The 25,312-nt window shown below is 71.5% G+C and carries 26 protein-coding genes and 1 pseudogene; 18 read left to right on the top strand and 9 right to left on the bottom strand.

All coding sequences use genetic code 11. The annotated features are described in order from the left end of the window. Positions 1–84 precede the first annotated feature (84 nt). A complete protein-coding gene (purT, locus tag VGN74_RS12825; RefSeq protein ID WP_327448803.1) occupies positions 85–1,275 on the top strand; it encodes a formate-dependent phosphoribosylglycinamide formyltransferase in 1,191 nt (396 codons plus the stop codon). Between the two features lie 7 nt (positions 1,276–1,282). Here purT and rnd read toward each other — a convergent pair whose 3' ends face one another. After that, positions 1,283–2,434 carry a ribonuclease D gene (gene rnd, locus VGN74_RS12820; RefSeq protein WP_327448801.1) on the bottom strand — a complete coding sequence of 384 codons (1,152 nt, stop codon included), beginning with the start codon at positions 2,432–2,434 and terminating at the stop codon, positions 1,283–1,285. An 80-nt stretch (positions 2,435–2,514) separates the two neighbouring features. Between rnd and purM the strand changes: the two genes are divergently transcribed. Genes purM through purN form a run of 3 tightly spaced genes read left to right on the top strand, consistent with a single transcriptional unit; the run spans position 2,515 to position 5,570 of the window. After that, the gene (purM, locus tag VGN74_RS12815) at positions 2,515–3,552 is read left to right on the top strand and encodes a phosphoribosylformylglycinamidine cyclo-ligase (RefSeq protein WP_327448799.1); all 1,038 of its coding nucleotides are present in this window, start codon (positions 2,515–2,517) and stop codon (positions 3,550–3,552) included. 46 nt (positions 3,553–3,598) lie between these two features. Beyond that, complete coding sequence (locus VGN74_RS12810) at positions 3,599–4,990, top strand: M28 family metallopeptidase (RefSeq protein WP_327448797.1); 1,392 nt, start codon at positions 3,599–3,601, stop codon at positions 4,988–4,990. Further along, positions 4,980–5,570, top strand: a complete 591-nt coding sequence (gene purN, locus VGN74_RS12805; RefSeq protein ID WP_327448795.1) for a phosphoribosylglycinamide formyltransferase — start codon at positions 4,980–4,982, stop codon at positions 5,568–5,570. Before VGN74_RS12810 ends, purN begins: the two co-directional genes overlap by 11 nt. A 56-nt stretch (positions 5,571–5,626) precedes the next feature. Here purN and ndk read toward each other — a convergent pair whose 3' ends face one another. The 3 genes from ndk to VGN74_RS12790 form a co-directional block, all read right to left on the bottom strand. Next, complete coding sequence (gene ndk / locus VGN74_RS12800; protein WP_327448793.1) at positions 5,627–6,046, bottom strand: nucleoside-diphosphate kinase; 420 nt, start codon at positions 6,044–6,046, stop codon at positions 5,627–5,629. Positions 6,047–6,121: 75 nt separating this feature from the next. Further along, the gene (locus VGN74_RS12795; protein WP_327448791.1) at positions 6,122–6,526 is read right to left on the bottom strand and encodes a type II toxin-antitoxin system VapC family toxin; all 405 of its coding nucleotides are present in this window, start codon (positions 6,524–6,526) and stop codon (positions 6,122–6,124) included. 8 nt (positions 6,527–6,534) lie between these two features. After that, the gene (locus VGN74_RS12790; RefSeq protein ID WP_327448789.1) at positions 6,535–6,870 is read right to left on the bottom strand and encodes a type II toxin-antitoxin system prevent-host-death family antitoxin; all 336 of its coding nucleotides are present in this window, start codon (positions 6,868–6,870) and stop codon (positions 6,535–6,537) included. A 45-nt stretch (positions 6,871–6,915) separates the two neighbouring features. Here VGN74_RS12790 and VGN74_RS12785 point away from each other — a divergent pair, with 45 nt between their 5' ends. After that, a complete protein-coding gene (locus tag VGN74_RS12785; RefSeq protein ID WP_327448787.1) occupies positions 6,916–8,808 on the top strand; it encodes an ABC-F family ATP-binding cassette domain-containing protein in 1,893 nt (630 codons plus the stop codon). Between the two features lie 7 nt (positions 8,809–8,815). Continuing rightward, a complete protein-coding gene (locus VGN74_RS12780) occupies positions 8,816–9,067 on the top strand; it encodes a DUF2164 domain-containing protein (protein ID WP_327448785.1) in 252 nt (83 codons plus the stop codon). Positions 9,068–9,071: 4 nt separating this feature from the next. On the opposite strand, the gene VGN74_RS12775 is transcribed toward VGN74_RS12780, so the two are convergent. The 4 genes from VGN74_RS12775 to VGN74_RS12760 form a co-directional block, all read right to left on the bottom strand. Beyond that, positions 9,072–9,365 (bottom strand): hemolysin, encoded by a 294-nt coding sequence (locus VGN74_RS12775; RefSeq protein WP_327448783.1) that lies wholly within the window; start codon positions 9,363–9,365, stop codon positions 9,072–9,074. A gap of 13 nt (positions 9,366–9,378) precedes the next feature. Next, on the bottom strand, positions 9,379–9,627 hold the full coding sequence (locus tag VGN74_RS12770; RefSeq protein WP_327448781.1) for a hypothetical protein: 249 nt from the start codon (positions 9,625–9,627) through the stop codon (positions 9,379–9,381). 89 nt (positions 9,628–9,716) lie between these two features. After that, positions 9,717–10,175 (bottom strand): DNA polymerase III subunit chi, encoded by a 459-nt coding sequence (locus tag VGN74_RS12765; RefSeq protein ID WP_327448779.1) that lies wholly within the window; start codon positions 10,173–10,175, stop codon positions 9,717–9,719. Between the two features lie 75 nt (positions 10,176–10,250). Further along, positions 10,251–11,723 (bottom strand): leucyl aminopeptidase, encoded by a 1,473-nt coding sequence (locus VGN74_RS12760; RefSeq protein WP_327449498.1) that lies wholly within the window; start codon positions 11,721–11,723, stop codon positions 10,251–10,253. A gap of 161 nt (positions 11,724–11,884) precedes the next feature. Here VGN74_RS12760 and VGN74_RS12755 point away from each other — a divergent pair, with 161 nt between their 5' ends. The 7 genes from VGN74_RS12755 (at position 11,885) to rsmA (ending at position 20,638) form a co-directional block, all read left to right on the top strand. Further along, a complete protein-coding gene (locus VGN74_RS12755; RefSeq protein ID WP_327448777.1) occupies positions 11,885–13,024 on the top strand; it encodes an LptF/LptG family permease in 1,140 nt (379 codons plus the stop codon). Then, positions 13,021–14,133, top strand: a complete 1,113-nt coding sequence (gene lptG / locus VGN74_RS12750; protein ID WP_327448775.1) for an LPS export ABC transporter permease LptG — start codon at positions 13,021–13,023, stop codon at positions 14,131–14,133. Before VGN74_RS12755 ends, lptG begins: the two co-directional genes overlap by 4 nt. 31 nt (positions 14,134–14,164) lie before the next feature. Then, a complete protein-coding gene (locus VGN74_RS12745; protein WP_327448773.1) occupies positions 14,165–16,615 on the top strand; it encodes an LPS-assembly protein LptD in 2,451 nt (816 codons plus the stop codon). Positions 16,616–16,711: 96 nt separating this feature from the next. Then, positions 16,712–18,052 (top strand): peptidylprolyl isomerase, encoded by a 1,341-nt coding sequence (locus VGN74_RS12740; RefSeq protein WP_327448771.1) that lies wholly within the window; start codon positions 16,712–16,714, stop codon positions 18,050–18,052. A 4-nt stretch (positions 18,053–18,056) separates the two neighbouring features. Then, complete coding sequence (gene pdxA / locus VGN74_RS12735) at positions 18,057–19,055, top strand: 4-hydroxythreonine-4-phosphate dehydrogenase PdxA (protein ID WP_327448769.1); 999 nt, start codon at positions 18,057–18,059, stop codon at positions 19,053–19,055. Beyond that, positions 19,052–19,816 carry a type I methionyl aminopeptidase gene (gene map, locus VGN74_RS12730; RefSeq protein ID WP_327448767.1) on the top strand — a complete coding sequence of 255 codons (765 nt, stop codon included), beginning with the start codon at positions 19,052–19,054 and terminating at the stop codon, positions 19,814–19,816. Before pdxA ends, map begins: the two co-directional genes overlap by 4 nt. 9 nt (positions 19,817–19,825) lie before the next feature. Beyond that, positions 19,826–20,638, top strand: coding sequence for a 16S rRNA (adenine(1518)-N(6)/adenine(1519)-N(6))-dimethyltransferase RsmA (rsmA, locus tag VGN74_RS12725; RefSeq protein ID WP_327448765.1), 813 nt, complete (start codon positions 19,826–19,828; stop codon positions 20,636–20,638). On the opposite strand, the gene VGN74_RS12720 is transcribed toward rsmA, so the two are convergent. Continuing rightward, the gene (locus VGN74_RS12720) at positions 20,635–21,732 is read right to left on the bottom strand and encodes an aldo/keto reductase (RefSeq protein ID WP_327448762.1); all 1,098 of its coding nucleotides are present in this window, start codon (positions 21,730–21,732) and stop codon (positions 20,635–20,637) included. The genes rsmA and VGN74_RS12720 overlap by 4 nt on opposite strands. Positions 21,733–21,830: 98 nt before the next feature. Between VGN74_RS12720 and VGN74_RS12715 the strand changes: the two genes are divergently transcribed. The 5 genes and pseudogenes from VGN74_RS12715 to VGN74_RS12695 all read left to right on the top strand — a co-directional run bounded on the left by VGN74_RS12715 (position 21,831) and on the right by VGN74_RS12695 (position 25,302). Continuing rightward, positions 21,831–22,721 carry a LysR family transcriptional regulator gene (locus VGN74_RS12715; RefSeq protein WP_327448760.1) on the top strand — a complete coding sequence of 297 codons (891 nt, stop codon included), beginning with the start codon at positions 21,831–21,833 and terminating at the stop codon, positions 22,719–22,721. Between the two features lie 32 nt (positions 22,722–22,753). Further along, a pseudogene (locus VGN74_RS12710) lies at positions 22,754–22,927 on the top strand (16S rRNA (adenine(1518)-N(6)/adenine(1519)-N(6))-dimethyltransferase); the annotation flags it as partial. Continuing rightward, the gene (locus VGN74_RS12705) at positions 22,924–23,232 is read left to right on the top strand and encodes a hypothetical protein (protein WP_327448758.1); all 309 of its coding nucleotides are present in this window, start codon (positions 22,924–22,926) and stop codon (positions 23,230–23,232) included. The pseudogene VGN74_RS12710 and the gene VGN74_RS12705, both read left to right, overlap by 4 nt. A gap of 82 nt (positions 23,233–23,314) precedes the next feature. Beyond that, entirely contained in the window at positions 23,315–24,076 is a 762-nt protein-coding gene (locus VGN74_RS12700; RefSeq protein ID WP_327448756.1) for a DUF4019 domain-containing protein, read from the top strand. Between the two features lie 74 nt (positions 24,077–24,150). After that, complete coding sequence (locus VGN74_RS12695) at positions 24,151–25,302, top strand: pyridoxal phosphate-dependent aminotransferase (protein WP_327448753.1); 1,152 nt, start codon at positions 24,151–24,153, stop codon at positions 25,300–25,302. Positions 25,303–25,312: the final 10 nt, after the last annotated feature.

Raw genomic sequence — 25,312 nt, 5'->3', positions numbered from 1 at the left:
GGCGGAGTGGCGTTCCGCCCTCTGGCCGCCGCCGGCGGCTCCGCCTAGACCCCCCGCACCGGCCCGCCTTGCAAGGACGATCCCATGAGACTCGGCACCCCGCTGTCGCCCTCCGCCACCCGCGTCATGCTCCTCGGGGCCGGCGAGCTGGGCAAGGAGGTGGCGATCGAGCTGCAGCGGCTCGGCGTCGAGGTGATCGCCGTGGACCGCTACGCCGATGCACCGGCCATGCAGGTGGCGCACCGGGCCCACGTCATCACCATGACCGACGCTGCGGCGCTGCGGGCGGTTATCGCCGCCGAACGGCCGCATCTGATCGTGCCGGAGATCGAGGCGATCGCCACAGAGGTCCTCGCCGAGGTCGAGGCGGCGGGCACGACGGTCATCCCGACCGCCCGGGCGACGCAGCTGACCATGAACCGTGAGGGCATCCGGCGGCTCGCGGCCGAGGAACTCGGCCTGCCGACCAGCCCCTACGCCTTCGCCGGCTCGGCCGAGGAACTGGCGGCCGGCGCCGCGACCGTCGGCTACCCCTGCTTCGTCAAGCCGGTGATGTCCTCGTCCGGCAAGGGGCAGTCCTATGTCGAGACGCCCGACGCCATTGCTGACGCCTGGGCCTACGCCCAGTCGGCGGGGCGGGTGGACACGGCGCGGGTCATCGTCGAGGGGCGCATCGACTTCGATTTCGAGATCACCCTGCTGACCGTGCGCAGCCTGCGCGACGGCGCGGTCGTGACCGCTTTCTGCGACCCGATCGGCCACCGTCAGGTGAAGGGCGACTATGTCGAGAGCTGGCAGCCCCAGCCGATGACGCCGAAGGCGCTGGCGACCGCGCAGGACATCGCCGGCCGGGTCACCGAAGCGCTGGGCGGCCTCGGCGTGTTCGGCGTCGAGTTGTTCGTGAAGGGGGACACGGTGTGGTTCTCCGAGGTCTCGCCGCGGCCCCACGACACCGGGCTGGTGACCCTGGCCACCCAGACCCAGAGCGAGTTCGCCCTGCACGCCCGCGCCATCCTCGGCCTGCCGGTCGACACCACGCGGCGCGACATCGGGGCCAGCGCGGTCATCTATGGCGGGCTGGAAGCGACGGGCATCGCCTTCGAGGGCGTGGCCGAGGCGCTGGCCGTGCCGGGCGCCGACCTGCGCCTGTTCGGCAAACCGGAGAGCTTCGCGCGGCGGCGCATGGGCGTGGCGACGGCGCGGGCCGACACGGTCGAGGCGGCGCGGACGCGCGCGGTCGAGGCGGCCGGGCGGGTGCGGCCGGTCGAAGCCTAGGGCCGCCTCAGCCCTCGATCTCGACCACCTCGACCCGCGGGCCGTTGAGCACCAGGGCGATCTCGCCGCGCTTCAGCTTCAGGGCGTCCTCGCCGAACAGCTGGCGGCGCCAGCCGGTCAGGGCCTCGACATCGGCGTCGTCGCTGACGGCGATCTTCTCCAGGTCGGCCACGGTGGCGATCAGCTTGGACGCCACGCCGGCGTTGTCGCTCTTGGCCTTGAGCAGCACCTTGAGCAGCTCGACCACCGACGGCGGGGCCGGCTGATTGTGGCGCGGCCGGTCCAGCTTGGGGGCATAGGCCTCCGGGTCGGCCAGCGCCGCCTTCAGCGCCTCGGCCAGCTCCAGTCCCAGGCGCGAGGCCCCGAAGCCCTTGGGCACCGAACGCAGGCGGTTGAAGGCCTCCGGGTCGGTCGGCCCCTGCGTCGCGATCTCGTCGATGGCCTCGTCCTTGAGGATGCGGCCGCGCGGCTGGTCGCGCTCCTGCGCCGTGCGCTCGCGCCATACGGCCGTGGCGACGAAGGCCGCCAGATACTTCGCCGTGTGCCGCTTGGGCTTGAGCCGCTTCCAGGCGTTCTCCGGGGTCGTGTCGTAGAGGGCCGGATCGGTCAGCCCCTTCATCTCCGACATGACCCAGTCGAGCCGCCCCTCCTTGTGCAGACGCTCGCGCAGCTTCGGATAGAGCGCGGCGAGGTGGGTCACGTCGCCGAGGGCGTAGACCAGCTGGGCCTCTGACAGCGGGCGGCGGGCCCAGTCGGTGAAGCGGCTGCCCTTGTCGACCTCGACCTTGATCATCTGGCGCACCAGCGAGTCATAGGCGACCTGTTCGCCGAAGCCGGCGGCCATGGCCGCGACCTGGGTGTCGAACACAGACACCGGCATGGCCCCCAGCCGGACGAAGATCTCGATGTCCTGACGGCAGGCGTGGAACACCTTGACGATCTTCGGGTCGCGCAGCAGCGCGAGGAAGGGTTCGAGGTCGAGCCCGTCGGCCATCGGATCGATGATCCCGGCATGGTCCGCGGACGCCGCCTGGATCAGGCACAGGCGCGGCCAGTAGGTGGTCTCGCGCATGAATTCGGTGTCGACGGCGATGAACGGCGCCTTGGCCAGCTCTGCACAGAACGCGACGAGAGCTTCGTCGGTGGTGATCGTCTTCATTCGGATGCTATAGCCCCGCCAAGCGCCGTCGTGGCAAGAGGCCCGACGGATTTCCGCCGCATGATTCCGGACCGCGACCGATGAGCGACACTTCCTCCCCCCGCCCCGGCGGCCTGACCTATGCCGATGCGGGCGTGGATATCGACGCGGGCGAGATGCTGGTCGACGCCATCAAGCCGCTGGCGAAATCCACGGCGCGGCCAGGCTCGGAGCCCTCGCTGGGCGGTTTCGGGGCCCTGTTCGACCTGAAGGCGGCGGGCTTCGTCGACCCGCTGGTGGTGACCACCACCGACGGGGTCGGCACCAAGCTGAAGATCGCCATCGAGACCGGCCGCCACGACGGCGTCGGCGTCGATCTGGTGGCCATGTGCGTGAACGACCTGCTGGCCCAGGGCGCCGAGCCCCTGCTGTTCCTCGACTATTTCGCCACCGGACGGCTGGAGGTCGACTCGGCGCGCCGGGTCATCGCCGGCATCGCCGAGGGCTGCCGCCAGGCCGGCTGCGCCCTCGTCGGCGGCGAGACGGCCGAGATGCCGGGCATGTACGCCGGCGGCGACTATGATCTGGCGGGCTTCTCGATGGGCGCGGTCGAGCGCGGCCACGCCCTGCCTTACCTCGACCGGCAGGCGCGCGGCGACGTGATCATCGGCATCGCGTCGTCCGGCCCGCACGCCAACGGCTATTCGCTGATCCGCAAGATCGTCGAGGCCTCGGGGCTCGGCTGGGGCGACGACGCGCCGTTCGCCCGCGACCACTCGCTGGCCCAGGCGCTGATGACCCCGACCCGCATCTATGTGAAGCCGGTGCTGCCGCTGATGAAGGCGGGGCTGGTCAAGGGCGCGGCGCACATCACCGGCGGCGGCCTGATCGAGAACCCGCCCCGCTGCATCGCGCCGGGCCTGAAGGCCGAGTTCGACTGGGACGCCTGGCCCCTGCCGCCGGTGTTCCGCTGGCTGGCCGAGACCGGTGGCGTCAGCGATCACGAGATGCGGCGCACCTTCAACTGCGGCGTCGGCTTCATCCTCGTGGTGGCCCCGGAGAATGCAGAGCCTGTGCTGGCGGCCTTGCTCAACGCCGGCGAAGCCGCTTTCGTCTGCGGCCAGCTGACCGCGGCCTGAGCGGTCGCCTTCCCGCGGACGGGAAGACGAGTTGAGGAGTGATCTGATGCGCCCCCGGACTTCCGCCTTCGTCGCCGTGGCGGCCCTCGCCATGACCGCCCTCGCCGCTCCGGCGGCCGCCCAGACGTCGGCCGCGCCGGAACAGCCGCAGGTGCACCGGCTGACGGCGCAGGTCTCGGCCGACCGGCTGCGCGCGGACGTGACCGCCATGGTCGGCTTCGGCACCCGCCACACCCTGTCCGACACGACCAGCGAGACGCGGGGCGTCGGCGCCGCCCGCCGCTGGGTGCAGCGCCAGTTCGAGGACATCAGCCGCGACTGCGGCGGCTGTCTGGAGGTGATCACCCCCTCGGCCGTGGTCACCGGTCCGCGCATCCCCGATCCGACCGAGGTGGTGAACGTCGTCGCCATCCAGCGCGGCACGACCGACCCGGACCGGGTCATCCTGATCTCGGGCCACCTCGATTCCCGCGTCAGCGACGTGATGAACTTCACCGACGACGCGCCGGGGGCCAATGACGACGCCTCCGGCGTGGCGGCCCTGATCGAGGCGGCGCGGGTGCTGTCGACGGAGCGCTTTCCCGCGACCCTCGTCTATGCCGCCCTGACCGGCGAGGAGCAGGGGCTGCATGGCGCGCGCATCGTGGCCGAGTACGCCAAGGCCCAGGGCTGGGACGTTCTCAACCTCAACAACGACATGGTCGGCAACGTCGAGGGCCAGAGCGGCAACATCGACACGACCCGCATCCGCGTGTTCGCCGAGGGCACCCGCACGGTGGAGACGCCGGCGCAGGCCAACCGCCGGCGCTACAATGGCGGGGAGGTCGACAGCCCCTCGCGCAACCTGGCGCGCTTCATCGACTCCGTCGCCGACCGCTACATGACCAACTTCGACGTCGAGGTGATCTACCGCACCGACCGCTTCAGCCGCGGCGGGGACCAGGTCGAGTTCCTGCGCGCCGGCTATCCGGCGGTGCGCATCACCGAGGGATCCGAGAACTACGACCGTCAGCACCAGGATCTGCGCACCGAGAACGGCCGCGTCTATGGCGACACCCTCGACGGGGTGAACTGGCCCTATCTCGCCCAGGCGACCCGGCTGAACGTGGCGGTCATGGCGGCGCTGGCCAGCGCCCCGCGCCCGCCGACGGGCGTGACCCTGTCCGGCGCGGTGACCGCGGACACGACCCTGAGCTGGCAGCCGGTCCCCGGCGCGATCGGCTATCGCGTCTGGTGGCGCGCCACGACCGCCCCGGACTGGACCCACCATCGCGACGCCGGCGCGGCGACCCGGCTGACGCTGCCGGGCGTGGTCATCGACGACTACTTCTTCGGCGTCTCGGCTATCGGCGAGGGCGGCTGGGAGAGCCCCGTCGTCTTCCCCGGCGAGCCCGGCGACTTCTACGCTCCCGAGCCCCCCGCCCCGGATGCGCGCTGAGCCGGTCCAGGTCGCCGTCCTGATCTCGGGCGGCGGCTCCAATCTCGCCGCGATCCTCGAGGCCGGGCGTTCGCCTGACTGCCCCTATCGCGTGGCGGTCGTGGCCTCGAACCGGCCCGACGCAGGCGGTCTGGCCCATGCTGTCGCGGCCGGCGTACCGGTCGAGGTCATCGATCACCGCCCCTTCACCGGCGACCGCGCCGCCCACGAGCGCGAGATCGACGCACGGCTGCGGGCGCACGGGGTCGAGCTGGTCGTGCTGGCCGGCTACATGCGGGTGCTGACGCCCTGGCTGGTCGAGCGCTGGGCCGGGCGGATGCTCAACATCCATCCGTCGCTGTTGCCGAAGTATCCCGGGCTGGACACCCACGCCCGCGCCATTGACGCGGGGGATGCCGAGGCCGGCTGCACCGTCCATCTCGTGACCGCGGGCGTCGATGAGGGCCCGATCCTCGACCAGGCCCGCGTGCCGGTGCTGGCGGACGACACGCCCGACACCCTGGCGGCACGCGTACTTGAGGCCGAGCACCGGCTTTATCCGGCCGTGCTGGCGCGCGTCGCCGCCGACCTGCGGACATGACAAGGCCCGCGACCGGGGTCCGGCCGCGGGCCTGATCAGCTGTCAGCGAAAGCGGATCAGCCGACGATCTGGTCGTCGGTGAAGAACTGGGCGATCTCGATCTTCGCGTTCTCGAGGCTGTCCGAGCCGTGCACCGAGTTCTCGCCGATCGACAGGGCGAACAGCTTGCGGATCGTGCCTTCGGCGGCCTGTTCCGGGTTGGTGGCGCCCATGACTTCGCGATAGCGGGCCACGGCGTTGTCGCCTTCCAGCACCTGGACCACGACCGGCTCGGCGGTCATCTGCTCGACCAGTTCGCCGTAGAACGGACGCTCGGCGTGGACAGCGTAGAAGGTCTTGGCCTGGTCGGTGGTCAGCTTGACGCGACGCTGGGCGACGATGCGCAGGCCGGCGTCCTCGATCACGGCGTTGATCTTGCCGGTCAGGTTGCGGCGGGTGGCGTCCGGCTTGATGATCGAGAAGGTGCGTTCGGTCATGGGATGACTTCTTGGGTGGGAGTTTAAGGTCGCGGGCTTATAGACGCGGCCCCTCGCCTTTCCAACCCGGGGCGATCAGCAGGCGATCGCGCGCACGTGGCCGAGGGCGGCGTAGTCGAGAATGGCCTGATCCCGGGTCACCAGGGTCAGGTCATGGGCCCGCGCCGTGGCGATCAGCATGCGGTCGACCGGATCCCGATGCGTCAGGTCTGGCAGCGTACCGACATCGAGCATGAGATCGGCATCCAGCGGCAGCAGTTGCGCCCGCGTCACCTCGACCGCCGATGTGAACCAGCGTCTCGCATCCCTCCCGATCGCGACCGCCAGCGACGGCTTTCGGCAAATGACTCCGATCTCCCAGGCTGTGGCTGCCGATATCTTCAATCCGCGCCCGGCGCTCGCGGCGATAACAGCCTCTTCTGCCTGTTTCCGGATGGCGCTTCCGAGGACGATCCAGATCAGCGCGTGGGTGTCGAGCAACACCCCGCTCATCCACGTTGCGCCTTGGCCCAGTAGTCGGGGTCGTCCAGCCCCATGTCGGCCTCTACGGTCGTCCCGAACACCTGCTCATAGATCGGCTTCGTCAAATCGAGGCCCGGATCGATGACAAGGGACCCCTTCATCGATCCGAACATGCTCCTCGGATCCCACGGCTCTTCAGCCTCCGTGTGGGGCGCGGTCAGCAGGCCGACCTCTTCGCCGCGCTTGGTGATGACGACCTTCTTGATCGCGCCCGATTTGACGCGGTCCAGCAGCTCCAGGCACTTGGCCTTGAACTCCGTCGCCGTTATGACGACCTCTCCCGTCACATGGTCATGTGTCATGACTGGTCATTTTGAAATGACCAGTTCGAAAGTCAACGCCTCCCCATGCTCCAGATCACCAACCTGACCTACAACGCCTGGGGACGCGCCTTCCTCGACAACGCCTCGGTCAGTCTTCCGCCAGGCGCCAAGGTCGGGCTGGTCGGTCGCAACGGGATCGGCAAGTCGACCCTGTTCAAGTTGATCCTCGGCGAACTGCAGGCCGGCGGCGACGAGATCAGCCTGCCCCGCGCCGCCCGCATCGGCTCGGTGGACCAGGAACACCCGGCCACGCCCGTCAGCGTGCTGGAGACCATCCTCGAGGCCGACGTCGAGCGGCACACGCTGATGACCCGGCTGGAGACCGCCGAGCCCGAGGAGATGGGCGAGATCTGGGCCCGGCTGATCGAGATCGACGCCGAGGCGGCCCCGGCGAAGGCGTCGGAAATCCTCGTCGGCCTCGGCTTCAGCCAGGAGGACCTGCACCGGCCCATGGCCCATTTCTCCGGCGGCTGGCGCATGCGCGTGGCGCTGGCGGCGGCCCTGTTCGCCGAGCCGGACATGCTGCTGCTCGACGAGCCGACCAACTACCTCGACCTCGAGGGCGCCCTGTGGCTCGAGGCGAGGCTGAAGAAGTATCCGCACACGGCCCTGATCATCAGCCACGACCGCGAGCTGTTGAACGGGGTCTGCACCCACATCCTGCACCTGTCGAACCGCAAGCTCGACCTCTACACCGGCGACTACGACACCTTCGAGCGCACCCGGGCCGAGCGGCTGCGGCTGCTGGAGGCCAGCCGGTCGAAGCAGGAGGCCGAGCGGGCGCACCTGCAGAAGTTCATCGACCGCTTCAAGGCCAAGGCCTCCAAGGCCGCCCAGGCCCAGTCGCGGGTCAAGCGGCTGGAGAAGATGCAGCGCATCGAGCTGCCGCCGGAGGAGCGGGTGGCCCCGTTCGTCCTGCCCTCCCCGGAAAAGCCCCTGCCCCCGCCGCTGATCCGGCTGGAGAAGGCGACCGTCGGCTACGAGCCGGGCAAGCCGATCCTCAAGGGCCTCAACCTGCGCATGGACCTCGACGACCGCATCGGCCTGCTGGGCGTGAACGGGGCGGGCAAGTCGACCTTCGCCAAGCTGATCGCCCGGGCCCTGACCGTCGAGACCGGCGAATTCCACCGCGACGGCAAGATGCGCGTGGGCTGGTTCCATCAGCACCAGATCGAGGCGATGGACCCGGAGGACACGCCGCTGCAGATCATCCGGCGCGCCATGCCGGACGCCTCGGAGTCCAGCCGGCGCTCGCGGCTGGCCCAGTTCGGCCTGCCGTTCGAGAAGCAGGAAACGAAGGTGGCGGCCCTGTCGGGCGGCGAGCGGGCGCGCCTGCTGCTCAACCTCGTGGCCATGGACGCGCCACACATCCTGATCCTCGACGAGCCGACCAACCACCTCGACATCGACAGCCGCGGGGCCCTGCTGGACGCCCTGAACCAGTACACCGGGGCGGTGATCCTCATCACCCACGACCGCTCGCTGATGGAGCTGGTCGCCGACCGGCTCTGGCTGGCGGCCGACGGCACGGTGAAGCCCTTCGACGGCGACATGGACGACTATGCGAAGTTCGTCCTCGACCGGGCCAAGCGGGTCGGCATGAAGCCGAGCCAGGTGCGGGACGCGCCCGCCGCCGAGCCGGCCCCCGCGCCCGTCCCGTCCGCGGCGGCGTCTGCCGGACCGAAGCCGAAAGGCCCGTCCGCCTCGACCCTTCGCCACGCGGCGAAGAAGGCGGAGGAGAAGATGGCCGGCCTGACCGCCGAGCTCGCCGCGCTCGACGCGGCCCTGGCGAAGGCGGCGGTTGAGCAGCCCGGCAAGCTGGCCGAGCTGTCACGCAAACGGGCGGCGACCCAGGAGGCGCTGGACGCCGCCGAGGCGGCCTGGCTGGAGGCGGCCGAGGCCGCCGAGATCGCGTGAGGACGCCATGAGCGACATCCGTCTGAGCCGCGAGGAGACCGCCCTCGCAGTCTCCCGTCTGCAGGGCTGGTTCCGCGACGAGCTGGAGCAGGAGCTGGGGCGGCTGCCCGCCGAGATGCTGCTGGACTTCATCGCCCGCGAGGTCGGCCCGGTCTTCTACAACCGCGGCCTCTACGACGCGCAGGCGGTGCTGGCGGCCCGCATCGAGGACGTCAACGAGGCGATCTACGGACTGGAGAAGAAGGGCGGCGGGCGCTGAGGCCTCAGCCGCACTTGACCTCGCGCACCACGCCGCTGGCCTGGTCGTACAGGATGTTCAGCCGGCCGGGGTTGTAGTCCATCGTCACCGGGCAGGTGGTGCAGGTCACCCGCCAGGTCGCGCCCGCCGGCGTGGGCGGCACCTCGCTGCGCGGCCGGCCCACAAGATGGGCGTAGCGCGCCGGCTGGCACTGGCTGGCGTCGCCGCCGGCGTCATGGATGATCTCGTCCGTCGGCGCGGGCGTCGGGGCGCAGGCGGCGAGGGCGAGTGCGGCGGCGGCGAGTCCGATCAGACGCATGGGGAAGCCCTCCTCAGCCACAGCGCACCTCGGTGACGCGGCCGGTCTGCTGGTCATAGAAGATGTTCAGACGGTACGGCGAATAGTCCTCGGTCACCGGGCAGGTGGTGCAGGTGACCCGGCGGTTGATGACATCGACCGGCACCGGAATCTCGGTGCGCGGCCGCCCGACCAGCCATTGCAGCTCGGCGGCGCGGCAGATGTCGGCGTCGAGCGTCGGCAGGCGCGACCCGACCGCGGGCTGGGCCGCCGCCTCGGCCACGATGGCCGGCGCCGGGCCGGTGGCGACCGCAGGTCCGGCCCCGGTCGCTCCCCCGCCGCAGGCCGCAAGGCCCGCAGCCGCGAGGGCGATCAGGCCGCCTTTTCCCAGCGCCCCTCCGGCGACTGCTTCCAGTAGGCCAGGTTCGCCCCGGCCGCCTTCAGCGCCCGCCAGCGCGCCCGCGCCGCCGTCAGCGCCGTCTCGTCCCGCCCGTCGAAAATGATGAAGCACCGCTCGTACTCCTGCGTCTCGCCCGGTTCTGCCCCGTCAAGAATGAACAGCGCCTGAGCGCCGTTCAGGTTCTCGCCCGTCTCGCTCAGCAGGATCGGCTGGCGAGCGGCGTGGGGCGCGTCGGCCCGGCCGTGGGCGAGGAAGCTGTCGTCCCGCCAGGTCCAGAGCAGGGGATCGATCTGCTCCAGCCGGCCGGCCGGCCCCTTGACCAGCGCCCGCCAGCCCCGCCCCAGAGTCTTGTCGAGCAGGCCCGGCAGCACCTCGTCGAGGGACGACCGCTCCAGGTGGTAGAACCAGATTTCGGAACCGGCGTCAGACATGGCCTCAGGATATCAGCGACGGCGCTGCGAGCCACCTTCCCCCGCAAGGGGGGAAGGGACCCGAAACGGGCGTCATCACCCTTCGTAGGAGTCCTGCACCATGCGGTCGAGCAGACGCACGCCCCAGCCGACCGGCCCGTCCGGCACGGTCGGGCGCTGGCTGTCCTTGACCCAGGCGGTCGGGGCGATGTCGAGGTGGGCCCACGGCACGCCGTTGGTGAAGCGCTGCAGGAACAGGGCGGCGGTGATCGACCCGCCGTCACGGCCGGCCGAGTTGCGCATGTCGGCCTGCTTCGAATCCATGATCTTGTCGTACTGGGCCGGCATCGGCATGCGCCAGACGTTCTCACCGACCCTGGGCGAGGCGGCGAGGATGTTGTCGGCCAGCTCGTCGCTGTTCGAGAACAGCCCGGCGTAGTCCAGGCCGAGCGAGATGATCATGGCCCCGGTCAGGGTCGCCAGATCGATCATGAACTTCGGCTTGAAGTGTTCCTGGGTGTACCAGAGCGCGTCGCCCAGAACGAGACGGCCCTCGGCGTCGGTGTTGATCACCTCGACCGTCTGGCCCGACATGGAGACGACGATGTCGCCCGGGCGCTGGGCGTTGCCGTCGGGCATGTTCTCGACAAGGCCGAGCACGCCGACGGCGTTGACCTTCGCCTTGCGGCCGGCCAGCGCGTGCATCAGCCCGGCGACGGCGGCGGCGCCGCCCATGTCCCAGATCATGTCCTCCATGCCCTGGGCCGGCTTGATCGAGATGCCGCCGGTGTCGAAGCAGACGCCCTTGCCGACGAAGGCGATGGGGGCATCGCCAGCCTTGCCGCCGTCCCAGCGCATGATCGCGAGCTGACTCTCGCGCACGCTGCCCTGACCGACGCCGAGCAGCAGGCGCATGCCCAGCTTCTCCATCTCGGCCTCGCCGAGGATCTCGACCTTCAGGCCCAGCGGCTCCAGCGCCTTGACCCGGCGAGCGAACTCGGCGGGATAGAGGACATTGGCCGGCTCGGCGACGAGGTCGCGGGCGAAGTGCACCGCCTCGGCCACCGCCTGCATCGGCGCATGGGCGGCGCGGGCGGCTTCAACGTCGCCGGTGACGATGCGCACGGTCTTCACCGAGGGCAGCTTCTCGGGCTTCTGCTTCGTCAGATACTTGTCGAAGCGATAGGCCGCGAGCTGGACCGCGAAGCCGGCCCGCGCCGCCTGGGCAGGGCTAAGGTGCGACAGGTCGATAGCCAGCACCGCGCCGCCGGACGTCTTGACCGCGTGATACGCCTGACCGGCGGCCGTCTCGAGCGCCAGATCGTCGAACTTGTCGGCCGCGCCGGCGCCGGTCAGCAGGACGTGGCCCGCCTCGACGCCCGGCGCCGCCAGCACCGACAGGGTCGAGCGCGCGCCGCCGGTGAAGCGGCTGGCCGCCTGGGCCCGCGCCAGCGCCCCGCCTGCGGCGGCGTCCGCTGCGGCGGCCGGACCGGCCAGCGGCTGGCCGTCGTGGACCAGCAGGGCGAGGATGTCGGCAGAACCGGCGGCGGCGGCGAACTCAATCGTGATCAAGGGACACTCCAACCCGGTCGCGCCGGGCGCTGCGATTAACCTGGCGTCGGACGCGCCGACCTGTCGCAGGCCGCCCGAACACGTGTTACATGCGCCGCTCCGCCCGCCATCGCAACCTCGGACGCCCGCGTAGTCCGTCGCGTCATTCCGACCCCTGCATGAAGCTCCTCCAGCGATACCTGCTGCGCCAGATGACGCTGCCCACCGTGGCGGCGGCCGGATCGCTGGCGGCCATCGCCCTGCTCAGCCAGAGCCTGGAGCAGCTGGAGATCATCGTCGAGCGCGGCCAGAGCCTCGGGGTGATGCTGAAGCTCACCTTGCTGGCGCTGCCGCAGCTGATCTCGGTGATCCTTCCGATCGCCGTACTGGTCGGGGCCCTGACCGCGCTCACCCGCCTCCAGCGCGAGCAGGAACTGACGGCCGCCTTCGCCGGGGGGCTGACGCGCTGGCAGGCGCTGCGGCCGGCGCTGCGCATCGCCGCTGTCGCCGCCGGGGTCGGCCTGCTCAGCAATGTGTGGCTGCAGCCCTGGGCCCAGCGCGAGGCCCGCGACACCACCTTCTCCATCCGCAGCGACCTCGCTGCCCTGCTGGTGGAAGAAGGTCGCTTCGTGCAGGGGCCTGACGGCCTGACCGTCTATGTGCAGCAGATCGAGCAGAACGGCCTGCTGAAGAACCTCTTCATCTACCTGCAGCGCGGGGACAATGTGACCACCTGGGACGCCCAGGAGGCGCGCTTCTCGCGGGTGGACGGGGCGCCGACCCTGACCCTGATCGGCGGATCGATGCAGCGCTATTCCTCCAATGGCGTGCTGACCTTCCTGTCCTTCGACCGGCTGCCGTTCGACCTGTCGCCCTATGTGCCGGAGTCCCGGACCGTTCGGTACAAGCCGTCGGACCTGTGGCTGACCCAGTTGCTGTGGCCGACGCCGGATCTGGTCGGCACGGTTGGTCCACGCGGCGAACTGGCCGCCGAAGGGCATGCCCGCCTCGCTTCGCCGCTCTACAGCTTCACCGCCATGAGCCTGGCCCTGTGGGCGGTGCTGGGCGGCGCCTTCAGCCGGACCGGCTACGGCCTGCGCATCGCCAAGGCGGCCGGCGCCTTCCTCGTCATCCGGGTCGCCGGCTACGGGCTGGTCGCCGCCGCGGTCTGGAACCCCTGGCTGAACCTGCTGCAATACCTCCTGCCGGCAGGCGTGGCGCTGCTGGCGACCCGGGCCCTGTTCCTCGAGCTCAAGCCGCGCCGGCGCGGGACCTTCCTCGCCCGTCTTCCGTGGCGGTCCGGACGGGCCCCGGCATGACCGCCCTGCTCCGCTGGCGGCCGGGCCGCATCGAACGTTATGTGCTGATCCAGACCCTGAAGGCGCTGGGGATCGCGCTCGCCGTCATCGGCGGCCTCGTCATGCTGATCGACTATGTGGAGATCAGCCGGGGAGTCGGCGACGACGCCGAGCTGTCGGGCCTGCGCATCCTCGGCCTGACCCTGGCCAAGTCGCCGGCGGTGATCCTGCAGCTGCTGCCCTTCGTCTTCCTGTTCGGAACCCTCGGGGCCTATGTCGGGCTCAACCGGCGCAGCGAACTGATCGCCATGCGGGCTTCGGGCGTCTCGGCCTGGCGTTTCGTCCTGCCGTCGGCGGGGCTGGCCTTCGTCATCGGCATCCTGACCGTCACCGCGCTGGGCCCGATCGCCGCCTCCGCCGACGGCCTGTGGCAGCGGGAGCGGGCCCGCCTCAGCGGCTCCATGCCGGGCGAGCGGCAGGAAGCCATCTGGCTGCGCGAAGGCGACGACGGCCGTCAGGTGATCATCCGCGCCGCCCGTCAGGACCGCGCGGCCGGGCGTCTGCTGGACGTGGCCTTCTTCATCTACACCGTCGGTCCCGACGGCACGCGGGCCTTCTCCGAGCGCATCGACGCGGCGTCGGCCACCCTGTCCGCCGGACGCTGGCGGCTGGTCGATGCGGTCGGGGCCCAGGTCGGACAGCGCGCCGTCACCTACCAGACGCTCGACCTGCCCTCCTCGCTGGCGGACGAGGAAGCGTTCGAGCGCTTCGCCCGGCCCCAGTCGACGCCGTTCTGGTCCCTGTGGCGCCAGATCCAGAGGATCGAACAGGCCGGCTTTTCCTCGACCGCCTATCGCCTGCGCCTGCACCAGCAGCTGTCGCTGCCGCTGACCTTCGCCGCCATGGCGGTGCTGGCGGCGGCCTTCTCCCTGCGTCTGATGCGGCTCGGCGATCTGGCGCGCATGAGCGCCGCGGCGGTGGTGCTCGGCTTCGCCTTCTTCTTCCTGAACCAGTTCTCGCAGGCGCTCGGCGCCGCCGAGGTGGTGCCGCCCTTTGTGGCCGCCTGGCTGCCGCCGGTTCTGGCCGCCCTCGCGGCGACAACCTTGCTGATCTATACCGAAGACGGTTAGGGGCTTGGCGCCGGATGACACGGAAGGCCCCATGAGGCTTGCGACCCCACGAGCAGACCACGGCCTGAAGCGCGCGCTCGCCTCGGGCGTGGCGGCGATGGCCCTCGCGGCCCCGGCGCTGGCCCAGTCGCCGCCGACGCTGTCGCGCGCCGATGGCCTGCCCGACGGCGCCATCTATCTCGACGCCGATCGCGGGGGGCGAGGCGCCGATGGCGTGATCATCGCCGCGGGCGACGTCGAGCGGGCCCTGCTGCGCGTGGACGGCCGCACCCTGCGCGCCCGCAGCCTGACGTACGACCCCGCGACCGGCCAGGGCGCCGCCGAGGGCCAGGTCGAGGTGATCGATACGGACGGTGCGGTGGTCTACGCCAGCCGCGTCGAACTGGACGGCGGCCTGCGGGCCGGGGTGGCGGTGGACTTCGCCACCCGCCTCGCCAACGGGGCGAGCCTGATGGCGGCCACGGCCGTGCGGCGCTCCGAGACCGTCAATGAGCTGAACTACGCCCTGTTCAGCCCCTGTCCCCTGTGTGCGGAGGACGGCGCGCCGGCGTCGCCGGTGATCTCGGTCTCCGCCGAGCAGGTGGTCCAGGACGAGGCGCTGCGGGCGATCGTCTACCGCAACGCCGTGTTCCGGGTGAAGGACGTGCCGGTGTTCTGGCTGCCGGTGTTCGCCCACCCCGACCCGACGGTCGAGCGCGCGTCGGGGTTCCTGACGCCGTCGATCACCTATGACACCGGCGGCCGCGGCCTGTCCGTCGAAGCCCCCTATCTGCACGTGGTGTCGCCGTCCGAGGACTGGCTGATCAGCCCGCAGATCAACAGTCAGATCGCGCCGCTGCTGAACCTGCAGTGGCGGCGACGCTTCGCCGACGGGGTGGTGGTCGCCCGCGGCGGCTACACCCGCGAGCGCAACTTCGGCGACTTCGACCTCGACGGCGACGGGCGCATCGAGCGCGACGTCCGCTTCGGCCCGCAGGACCACCGGAGCTATCTGCTGGCGTACGGGGCCTTCGACCCCGAGGGGCCGTGGCGCTGGGGCTTCACCGCCGAGCGCACCTCGGACAAGACCCTGTTCGACCGCTACGACATCGAGGAGCCCTACCAGGACAACGGGCTCTACTACGGCGACCAGCGGCGGCTGATCAGTCAGGTCTACGCCGAGCGCCAGACCGAACGCAGCTATCTGTCGGTCGCCGCCTTCGCCCTGCAGTCGCTGCGCGTGCGCGCCTTCGGAGCGGACGCCTTCGGCAACGAGACCCCGGCGCTCAACGAGTTCGAGGACGACGGCGCCCTGCCGCTGGTCGGCCCCCTGGTCGAGGGTCGGTGGGAGCCGGCCGGGCCGGTGCTGGGCGGGCGACTGCGGCTGCAGGCCTCGGCCGCGGCCCTCTACCGGGACGTCTATGTCGGGGCCCCGGTGCTGCGCCCGGAGACAGCGGCGCTGCCGGCCGGAGCCTCGGGCGTCGACAGCCGGCGGCTGACCGGACGACTGGACTGGCGGCGGGTGATCATCACCGGCGGGGCGCGCATCGAGCCCTTCGTCGACCTGCGCGCCGACCTCTATGACCTCGACGACCTGCCGCCCCTCGTGGCCGGGGCTGCGGAGCGCGGGGCGCAGCTGTCGCGGTATCGCACCACGGTCGGGGTGGATTTCAGCTACCCGCTGATCCGCCGCTTCGCCTCGGGCGCGGATGTGATCCTCGAGCCCCTCGCCCAGCTGTCGATCTCCAACGATCCCGAGCTCGATCCGCGCATTCCGGTCGAGGACGCCCAGACGCTCGAGCTGGACGCCTCCGGCCTGTTCCGCACCGACCGCTTCGCCGGTTACGACCTGCTGGAGGGCGGCGCACGCCTGACCGCGGGCCTGCGCACGACCGCGGAGTGGGGTGAGGGCCGCAGCGCCTCGCTGTTCGTCGGGCGAAGCCTGCGCGACGACCGCCAGACCGCCTTCCGGGTGATGGCTGCCGACCCCGCCGCCCCGGCCGTGACACGGCTCTACGATCCCACCGGCCTCGCCCGCCAGGCCTCGGACTGGGTGGTGCAGGCCGAGTTTGAACCCGCCGACGCGGTGCGCGGCTGGGCCCATGCCACGGTTGACGGCTCCGGCGAGATCCGGCGCGCCGAAGCCGCCGTCGACGCGCGCTGGGGCGCGCGCAACCTCGCCAGCGTCATTTATCTGGTGGACCGCACCAATCCGTTCGATCCGCCGGCCCAGCCGACCGTGGCCGAGGCGCGACAGAACTACGAGTTCGTCCAGGCCTCGGGCCAGCAGTTCCTCGCCGGTCCCTGGGGCGTGGTCGGGACGGGCATCTACGACGTGCAGCGCGACCTGTTCACCCGCTCCGAGGTCGGCCTGCTGTACGACGACGACTGCGTCCGTTTCGAGATCGGCTACCGCAAGGACAACACGCGGGTTCGGCCGTCGGGGCCGTCCGAGGGGGTCTATGTGCGCCTAACCCTCGCCACTTTTGGCGCTACACGCTAAAGCGTCGAGACTCGTGACCCGCGACGATCGCGCCGGCTCCGTCGCCGGGACTTCCACGATCGTCGCCGGCGTCGCGCCGAGGGAACCAGAAACGACATGCGTCTGACTCGCTACATGGCCGGCGCCGCGATCGCCGCCCTGCTCGCCACCCAGGTGTTCGCTCAGGCGGCGCCGCAAAGTCCGGTCCAGGCTCCGGCCGCCGGGGCGCTGGATCCGGCCGCCGAGGCCGCGCCGGCCCAGGCTCCGGCCGCGCCCGAGTTCGACATGGCCGAAGGCGTGATCGCCACGGTCAACGACCAGATCATCACCGGCTTCGACCTGCGCCAGCGCATGCTGATGCTGATCGCCATGACCCAGGTGCAGCCGACCGCCGAGAACCTGCCGGCGATCCAGAACCAGGCCCTTCAGGCCCTGATCGACGAGAAGCTGCAGCAGCAGGAGCTGGCGCGCTACGAGGTCGATATTCCCGACGAGGACGTCAACGCCGAGCTGGCCGCCCTTGCGCGCGACGCCGGCGTGACCCCCGAGGCCTATCTGCAGTTCCTGCAGGACGGCGGCATCCTGCCCCAGAACCTGCGCGAACAGGTGCGCACCGAGACCGGCTGGCGCGCCCTCGTCGGCGGCCGTTTCGCCGGTCGTTCGCGCCCGACCCGCAACCAGATCGACCAGGCCATGCGCCAGATCGCCGAGCAGGCCAGCCGGCCGCAGTATCTGATCGGCGAGATCTACATCGAGGCGGCCCGCTATGGCGGCCAGCAGGCGGCGCTGGACGGCGCCCGCCAGCTGGTGGCCCAGATGGTCCAGGGCGCGCCCTTCATGAACGTGGCCCGCCAGTTCTCCTCCGCCCCGTCGGCGCAGCGCGGCGGCGACGCCGGCTGGATCGTGCAGGGCTCCGTGCAGCCGGCGGTGCAGCAGGCGCTGGACGCCCTGCAGCCGGGGCAGCTGTCCAACCCCATCCCGGTCGAGGGCGGGGTCTACATCATCTACATGCGCGACAAGCGCGAGGGCGCTGCGACCAATCTGGTGTCCCTGCGCCAGATGATGATCGCCGCCGACGACACCACGCCGGAGGCCGACGTCGCCGCCGCCACCGCCCGCCTCGAGGCGCTGCGGCCGCAGTTGAACTGCGACAGCATCCTGGCCCGCGCCACCTCGGAACAGGGCCTGCTCGGGGCCGATCTGGGCGAGAGCGACGTGGCCGATCTGGCGCCGCAGTTCCAGCAGATCGCCCGCACGGCCGAAATCGGCACCGTCAGCGGCCCGGTGCGCACGCCGCTGGGCCTGCACCTGGTCGCCGTCTGCGGCCGGCGCGCCGGCGGCCCGCAGCTGCCGAGCACCCAGCAGGTCTCGGCGCGGCTGCAGAACGAGCAGCTGGCGGCGCTGGAGCGGCGCTACATCCGCGACCTGCGCGCCGACGCCATGATCGAGTTCAAGTAGGCGGATGCGGCCGCCGCTGGCGCTGAGCCTGGGCGAGCCGGCCGGCATCGGCCCGGAGATCGTCGCCGGCGCCTGGACCGCCCTGCGGCATGAGCCGGCACTGGCTTTCGCCGTGCTGGGCGACGCCCGGCTGATCGCGGCGGCCGGCGTCCCGGTCGAGGTCATCGCCGCCCCCGGCGACGCGACCGCGGCCTTCGCCCGCGGCGTGCCGGTGTTGCACCAGCCCCTGGCGGTTCCGGCCACGCCCGGCCGGCCCGAGCCCGCCAACGCGCTGGCGGTGGCCGACTGGATCGAGCAGGGCGTGGCCCTGACCCTGGCCGGCGAGACCTCGGGCCTGGTCACCGCCCCGATCGCCAAGGCCCCGCTCTACGCCGCCGGCTTCCGCTTCCCCGGCCACACCGAGTTCATCGCCGAGCTGACCGCCGACGCCCCGTACAGCGGCACGCGCGGGCCGGTGATGATGCTGACGGCGCTGGACCTGCGCGCGGGCCTCGTCACCATCCATGCCCCCCTGGCCGAGGTGCCCGAGCTGGTCACCGCCGAGCGGGTGCGCCGCACCGCCCGGGTCATGCACGAGGCGATGCAGCGCGACTTCGGCATCCCCGCGCCGCGGCTGGCCCTGGCCGGCCTCAATCCCCACGCGGGAGAGAGCGGCGCCATCGGGCTGGAGGAGGTGGAGGTGCTGCGCCCCGCCGCCGAGGCCCTGCGCGCCGAGGGCATCAGGATCACCGACCCCCTGCCCGCCGACACCCTGTTCCACGCCGACGCGCGCAAGGGCTATGACGCCGTGGTCTGCCTGTACCACGATCAGGCCCTGATCCCGGTCAAGACGCTGGACTTCTGGGGCGGGGTCAATGTCACCCTCGGCCTGCCGATCGTGCGCACCTCGCCGGACCACGGCGTCGGCTTCGACATCGCCGGCAAGGGCCTGGCCCGCCCCGACAGCCTGATCGCCGCCGTCCGCCTCGCCGCCGCCATGGCGGAAGGGCGGGCCCGCGCATGACCAAGACCCCCGAAGAGATCGAGCTGATGGCCGAGTCCGGCCGGCTGCTGGCCTCGGTCTTCGTCCATCTGGACGGCATGCCCCTGGCCGGAATGAGCACCCTGGCCATCAATGACGAGGTCGAGCGCTTCATCGTCGACGAGCTGCAGGCCCGGCCGGCCAGCAAGGGTCAGTACGACTATGGCTTCGTGCTCAACTGCTCGCGCAACGCCGTGGTCTGCCACGGGGTGCCGAGCGCCGACGAGCTCGTCGCCGACGGCGACATCCTCAACCTCGACATCACCCTGGAGAAGAACGGCTTCATCGCCGACTCCAGCAAGACGTATCTGATCGGCGAGGTCTCCGCCCGGGCGCGGCGGCTGGTGCGCACGACCCAGGAGGCCATGTGGAAGGGCATCCGCGCCGTGCGGCCGGGCGCCACCCTCGGCGACGTCGGCCACGCCATCGAGCGCTACGCGAAGAAGGCCGGCTACACCGTCGTGCGCGACTTCTGCGGCCACGGCATCGGCCGCGAGATGCACGAGGCCCCGCAGGTGCTGCACTTCGGCAAGCCGGGGACCGGCCTCAGGCTGCGCGAAGGCATGACCTTCACCATCGAGCCGATGATCAACGAGGGCACGGCCCGCACCGTGACGCTGGACGACGGCTGGACCGTGGTCACCGGCGACGGCAAGCTGTCGGCCCAGTTCGAACATACGGTGGCGGTGACGTCCGACGGGGTGCGGGTGCTGACCCTGCGCCCCGGCGAGCGGATGATGTGACCTGATCCCGTGAGCCCGACCGACCTCCCCTCCCTGCGCGCGACGCTGGACGCCCACGGGCTGATGGCGAAAAAGAGCTTCGGCCAGCACTTCCTGCTGGACCTCAATGTCACCCGCAAGATCGTGCGCCTCGCCGGGCCGTTCGAGGGCCGGGCGGTGATCGAGGTCGGCCCCGGCCCCGGCGGCCTGACCCGCGCCCTGCTGGAGTCCGACGCCGGCCGGGTGGTGCTGGTCGAGAAGGACGCGCGCTTCATCCCCCTGCTGTCCGAGCTGGATGACGGCGCGGGCCGGCTGGCGATCATCGAGGGCGACGCCCTGAAGGTGCGCGAGGCGGACCTGGTCGAGGGGCCGACGCACCTCGTCTCCAACCTGCCCTACAACGTCGGCACGCCGCTGCTGATCAAGTGGCTGACCGGCCCCTGGACGCCCTGCGCCCTGACCCTGATGTTCCAGAAGGAGGTGGCCGAGCGCATCGTCGCCGCCCCCGGCGACGACGACTACGGCCGCCTCGCCGTCATCGCCCAGGCCACGGCGGAGGCGCGCATCGTCATGCACCTGCCCGCCGCCGCCTTCACGCCCCCTCCGAAAGTGGCCTCCGCCGTCGTCCACCTCGTCCCCCGCGCGGACCGGCCGCCGGCCGACCTGCTCAAGCGGCTGGAGCGCGTCACCGCGGCGGCGTTCGGGCAGCGGCGGAAAATGCTGCGGTCCAGCCTGAAGGCGCTGGGCGGGGCGGGCCTGTGCGAACGCGCCGGCGTCGATCCGGACGCGCGCGCGGAGACGGTGGACGTGGCGGGGTTCCTGAGGCTGGCTCAGGAGGTCTAGCGCCCCCGCACCGACGCCCCGCCGAACACCACCTGCCGGCGCACGTCGTCGCTGAAAAGGCCGTAGAGCATCGGCAGGTCCGGCCGGCTGGCGGCGTCCAGTCGGGCGAGATGCTCGGGGGACAGACGCAGGTCGATCGCCGCGATGTTGTCCGTGAGCTGGGCGACGCGACTGACGCCGACCAGGGTCGAGTGCACGGCCGGCCGGCCCAGGACCCAGGCCAGCGCGACCTTGGCGGGCGGCTCGCCGATCTCGGCGGCGACCAGCTTCACGGCGTCGACGATCGACCAGTTGCGGTCGGTGAACAGGCTGTCGCCGAAGGGGTTGTCGCCGTCGAGACGCGGGCTGCGTCCGCCATCCTCCGAGCCTGCCTCGCTCGGAAGACCGCCGGTCCGGGCAGGCCCGGCCTCGACCGCCGACCGGTCGTACTTGCCGCTGAGCAGGCCGTAGGCCAGGGGGCTCCAAGGCACGAGGCCCAGCCCGACGTCGAGGGCGAGCGGCACGTGCTCGGCCTCCAGCTCGCGGCTGGCCAAGGAATAGAAGTGCTGGATCGCGACCGGGCCCGGCTTGCCCTGCGCCGCCGCGAGCGTCGCAATCCGCGCCACGTACCACGCCGGGCTGTTCGACAAGCCCCAGTAGCGGATCTTGCCGGATCTCACGAGGCTGGACATCGTCTCCAGCAACTCCTCGGGCGGGGTGACGCCGTCCCAGATGTGGACCCAGTACAGGTCGATGTAATCGGTCTGGAGCCGCCGCAGGGAGGCGTCCATAGCGGCATGGATCGCTTTGGCCCCATTGCCGCCCGCCGAGGGTCCGCGACCGATGGCGAAGCCTGACTTGGTCGCCAGCACCACCCGGTCCCGGAGGCGCCGAGCGGCGATGATCTCGCCGATCATGCGCTCGCCCTCCCCGCCTGCGTAGACGTCCGCCGTGTCGATGACGTTGCCGCCGGCCTCGACATAGGCGTCGAGCACCGCCTCGGCCTCCGGCCGCGCCATGCCCCAGCGCGCCACGCCGAAGGTCATGGTGCCGAGCGACAGCGGGCTGACGAGCAGGCCGGAACGGCCGAGCGGGCGGTAGGTGTCGAGGGGCATGACAGGTCCTGAAGATTGCGACGCCCCCGAAGATGGACGGCGCCCGACCCCGGCGGTATCGGCCTTGTCCATCAAGGGCTGATGAGCGGGACTCAACAATGGATCGCGACACCTGGGCCGACGCCGCGGTCTTCGGCGCCATCGCCGAGGCCGGCGGCTTCACGCGCGCCGCCGCGCGGCTGGGGGTCTCCGCCTCCGCCCTCAGCCACCGCATGCGGGCGATGGAGGCGCGGCTGGGAGTGCGCTTGCTCAATCGCACGACCCGCAGCGTCAAGCCGACCGAGGCGGGAGAGCGGCTGCTCGCCAGCCTGCGCCCGGCGATGCGGGACCTGGAGGATGCCCTGGCCGAGCTGAACGCGGATCGGGCGCGGCCGGCGGGCCGGGTTCGCGTCACGGCGCACCGCTCGGCCGCCTTCGGGCTGGTCCTGCCCCGGCTGGCGCGGTTCGCCGAAACCTGTCCGGACATCCGGGTCGAACTGGTCGTCGACGACGGCTTCGTCGATATCGTCGCCCGGGGATTCGACGCCGGGATCCGTCGCCTGCCCTCGCTGGAGCAGGACATGATCTCCCTGCGCCTCGATGACGGCGTCGCGCTCAGGCTGGTGGCCTCGCCAGGCTACCTCAGCGCGTTCGGCGCCCCGGCGACGCCCGCGGACGTGCTCGGGCATCGCGGCCTCAGCTACCGTCTGCCGACCGCCGGCTCCCTGTATCCCTGGACCTTCGAGCGCCACGGCCAGACCCTCACCCTCGAGCCGCCGCAACAGTTCCTCACCAACGATATCGACATGCTGTGCGAGGGGGCCCTGGCCGGGCTCGGTCTGGCCTGGATCACGGCGCATCAGGCGGCGCCGCACCTGGCCTCAGGCGCCCTCGTCAGCCTGCTCGAGGACTGGTGTCCCACCCTGCCGCCCAACTACCTCTACTACGCGGGACGTCGACACTTGCCGCCGGCGCTGCGGGCCTTCATCGACGCGATGAAGCCGGCCTAGGAAGGGGACGCCCCGGCGCCGGCCCGCTGAAGCGGCTGGAGCGCGTCACCGCCGCGGCGTTCGGGCAGCGCCGCAAGATGCTGCGGTCCAGCCTGGAGGCGCTCGGCGGGGCCGGGCTGTGCGAACGCGCCGGCGTCGATCCGGACGCGCGCGCCGAGACGGTCGACGTGGCGGGGTTCCTGAGGCTGGCGGCGGGGGTGGGGTGAAATCCAATCCGCTCTCCAGCTACTTCGCTAACCTCTACCGCCGGGGCGCGGCTTCCGAGCCCCATGCGCGCTATGGCGAGCTGAGCCGCATCGCCCTGCCGTGGTTCGTGCCGCTCGCAGGGCTGGTCGGGGTCGGCATCGCGGCCGAGGCGTTGCCGCCGGCACACGCCGCAGCGGTCGTGGCCGCGGCTGTTGCGCTGATCGGGGCGCCTGCCTTGCTGGGCATGATCGCGGCGATGGCTGTGTTTTTTGTCGGCGGCTTTCGGGCGGATCGCCGGCGGGCCTCGACCAGCGCGGAGTCCTGAGCCTTCAATCGCCGACGCGCCCCGCCTTGCCCCCCGCCCCCGGCCCGCTACCCTGTGCGCTTCACCCCACACGGCCGGGCGGATGACTCACGAGGCGCTGACAGAGCGGGAGAAGGAAACGCTGCGGCTGCTGGCGGCGGGGCATGACGCCAAGTCGGCGGCGGTCGCGCTCGGCCTGTCGGTGCACACGGTCAACGAGCGGCTGCGGGCGGCCCGGCGCAAGCTGGGCGTCTCCAGCAGCCGGGCGGCGGCGCGGCGCCTGCTGGAGGCCGAGGGCGGCGCCCCCCAATTGCTTGTAGACAAGACTTTTGGGGGTGCGGCGACGGCCCCGGGCGTGGCGTCTCGGGAGCCTTCGTCAATGCGCCGCCCGCTGCTGTGGGCGGCCGGCCTTGGAGGTCTGTCCATGCTCGCCCTCGTCGCTGTCGCCGTCGCCCTGGGCCTCAACGCCCCGGCGTCCGCCCCCGCCGCATCCGCCCCGCCGCCCGCCGTCCAGGCCGGACCGGGCCAGGCCGAGGCCGCCGCCGCCGCCGCCGCCTGGCTGGCCCTGCTGGACCGCAGCGACTGGACCGGCAGCTGGGAGGCCGCCAGCACCCTGTTCAAGACCCAGGTGTCGGCCGCCGACTGGGCCACGACCGTGGGTCAGGTGCGCGGCCCGCTCGGCGCGGTGACCTCGCGCGCACCCCTGGCCGCCGAGTACAGCACCGCCCTGCCGGGGGCCCCGGCCGGCGAGTACTGGGTGATCCAGTCGCGCACCGCCTTCGCCAACATGGCCGGCGCGACCGAGACCGTCATCCTCGTCCGCGAGGGCGGCGACTGGAAGGTCGTCGGCTACTTCGTGCGCTGACGGGGGGCGCGAGGGCGGATGCAGCAGCGCCGCGTCCCTTCCGCCCCCCTCCCCCACCCGCTACACCCGCGGGCATGAGCTCCCCCGCGATCGAACCGTTCCGCGCCATTGTCATCAGCCGCCTGGCCCATGCGCTGAAGGCCGAGGGGCGCAGCGTCATCCACATGGAGTTCGGCCAGCCCTCGACCGGGGCGCCGCCGCGGGCCCTGGCCGCGGCGCACCGGGTGCTGGACGCCGACGCCATGGGCTACTGGGAGAGCGCGCCGCTGAAGGCGCGGATCGCGCGGCTCTATGAGGATCGCTACGGCGTGGCGGTGGCGCCGGAGCGGCTGCTGCTGACCTGCGGCGCCTCGCCGGCGCTGGTGCTGGCCCTGTCCTCGGCGTTCCGGCCCGGCGACCGCATCGCCATGGCCCGGCCCGGCTATGTCGCCTACCGCAATGTGGTGAAGGGGCTGCACATGGAGGCGGTGGAGATCGCCTGCGGTCCGGCGGAGCACTACCAGCTGACCGCCGCGGCGATTGCGGCGCTGGAGCCGGCGCCGGCGGGGCTGATCGTGGCCAGCCCGGCCAATCCGACCGGCTCGGTCATCGCCGCCGACGAGCTGGCCCGCATCGCCGAGGTATGCCGCGACCGGGGTATCCGCATCATCGCCGACGAGATCTACCACGGCCTCAGCTACGTCGGGCCGCAGCCGACCATGCTGGCCTTCGCGCCCGAGGCCATGGTGATCAACAGCTTCAGCAAATACTGGAGCATGGCCGGCTGGCGGCTGGGGTGGCTGCTGGTGCCGGAAGACCATATCGAGACGGCGAAGGCCTATATCGGCAACCTGTTCCTGACTCCGCCGTCCCTGAGCCAGCACGCCGGCCTCGTGGCCATGGACGAGCACGCGGTGCTCGAGGGGCATCTGCAGGTCTACCGCCGCAACCGGGCGCTGATGCTCGACGCCCTGCCCGGCCTCGGCCTGAAGACCATCGCCCCGCCGGACGGAGCCTTCTACATCTGGGCCGACATCGGTCACCTGACCGACGACAGTGTTTCGTTCTGCGAGCAGCTGCTGCGCGATACGGGCGTGGCCACGGCCCCCGGGGTCGACTTCGACCCGGTCGAGGGCCGCACCCACATGCGCTTCAGCTTCGCGGTCTCGACCCCGGAGATCGAGGACGCCCTGACCCGGATGCGACCGTGGTTTTCGGCGCGGCTTTCAGGCAAGCTCACCGCCTGATCCGCGCGCA

The sequence above is a fragment of the Brevundimonas sp. genome, from assembly GCF_035998205.1.
In the GTDB taxonomy this organism is placed as follows: domain Bacteria; phylum Pseudomonadota; class Alphaproteobacteria; order Caulobacterales; family Caulobacteraceae; genus Brevundimonas.
Note: the sequence above shows the minus strand (reverse complement) of the source record. Positions and strands in the feature narration are given on the sequence as shown.

Excerpts from the sequence above, each read along its gene's own strand:
- purT (WP_327448803.1), top strand. The coding sequence starts at position 85 with ATGAGACTCGGCACCCCGCTGTCGCCCTCCGCCACCCGCGTCATGCTC.
- rnd (WP_327448801.1), bottom strand. The coding sequence starts at position 2,434 with ATGAAGACGATCACCACCGACGAAGCTCTCGTCGCGTTCTGTGCAGAG.
- purM (WP_327448799.1), top strand. The coding sequence starts at position 2,515 with ATGAGCGACACTTCCTCCCCCCGCCCCGGCGGCCTGACCTATGCCGAT.
- VGN74_RS12810 (WP_327448797.1), top strand. The coding sequence starts at position 3,599 with ATGCGCCCCCGGACTTCCGCCTTCGTCGCCGTGGCGGCCCTCGCCATG.
- purN (WP_327448795.1), top strand. The coding sequence starts at position 4,980 with ATGCGCGCTGAGCCGGTCCAGGTCGCCGTCCTGATCTCGGGCGGCGGC.
- ndk (WP_327448793.1), bottom strand. The coding sequence starts at position 6,046 with ATGACCGAACGCACCTTCTCGATCATCAAGCCGGACGCCACCCGCCGC.
- VGN74_RS12790 (WP_327448789.1), bottom strand. The coding sequence starts at position 6,870 with ATGACACATGACCATGTGACGGGAGAGGTCGTCATAACGGCGACGGAG.
- VGN74_RS12785 (WP_327448787.1), top strand. The coding sequence starts at position 6,916 with ATGCTCCAGATCACCAACCTGACCTACAACGCCTGGGGACGCGCCTTC.
- VGN74_RS12780 (WP_327448785.1), top strand. The coding sequence starts at position 8,816 with ATGAGCGACATCCGTCTGAGCCGCGAGGAGACCGCCCTCGCAGTCTCC.
- VGN74_RS12775 (WP_327448783.1), bottom strand. The coding sequence starts at position 9,365 with ATGCGTCTGATCGGACTCGCCGCCGCCGCACTCGCCCTCGCCGCCTGC.
- VGN74_RS12765 (WP_327448779.1), bottom strand. The coding sequence starts at position 10,175 with ATGTCTGACGCCGGTTCCGAAATCTGGTTCTACCACCTGGAGCGGTCG.
- VGN74_RS12755 (WP_327448777.1), top strand. The coding sequence starts at position 11,885 with ATGAAGCTCCTCCAGCGATACCTGCTGCGCCAGATGACGCTGCCCACC.
- lptG (WP_327448775.1), top strand. The coding sequence starts at position 13,021 with ATGACCGCCCTGCTCCGCTGGCGGCCGGGCCGCATCGAACGTTATGTG.
- VGN74_RS12745 (WP_327448773.1), top strand. The coding sequence starts at position 14,165 with ATGAGGCTTGCGACCCCACGAGCAGACCACGGCCTGAAGCGCGCGCTC.
- VGN74_RS12740 (WP_327448771.1), top strand. The coding sequence starts at position 16,712 with ATGCGTCTGACTCGCTACATGGCCGGCGCCGCGATCGCCGCCCTGCTC.
- pdxA (WP_327448769.1), top strand. The coding sequence starts at position 18,057 with ATGCGGCCGCCGCTGGCGCTGAGCCTGGGCGAGCCGGCCGGCATCGGC.
- map (WP_327448767.1), top strand. The coding sequence starts at position 19,052 with ATGACCAAGACCCCCGAAGAGATCGAGCTGATGGCCGAGTCCGGCCGG.
- VGN74_RS12720 (WP_327448762.1), bottom strand. The coding sequence starts at position 21,732 with ATGCCCCTCGACACCTACCGCCCGCTCGGCCGTTCCGGCCTGCTCGTC.
- VGN74_RS12715 (WP_327448760.1), top strand. The coding sequence starts at position 21,831 with ATGGATCGCGACACCTGGGCCGACGCCGCGGTCTTCGGCGCCATCGCC.
- VGN74_RS12700 (WP_327448756.1), top strand. The coding sequence starts at position 23,315 with ATGACTCACGAGGCGCTGACAGAGCGGGAGAAGGAAACGCTGCGGCTG.
- VGN74_RS12695 (WP_327448753.1), top strand. The coding sequence starts at position 24,151 with ATGAGCTCCCCCGCGATCGAACCGTTCCGCGCCATTGTCATCAGCCGC.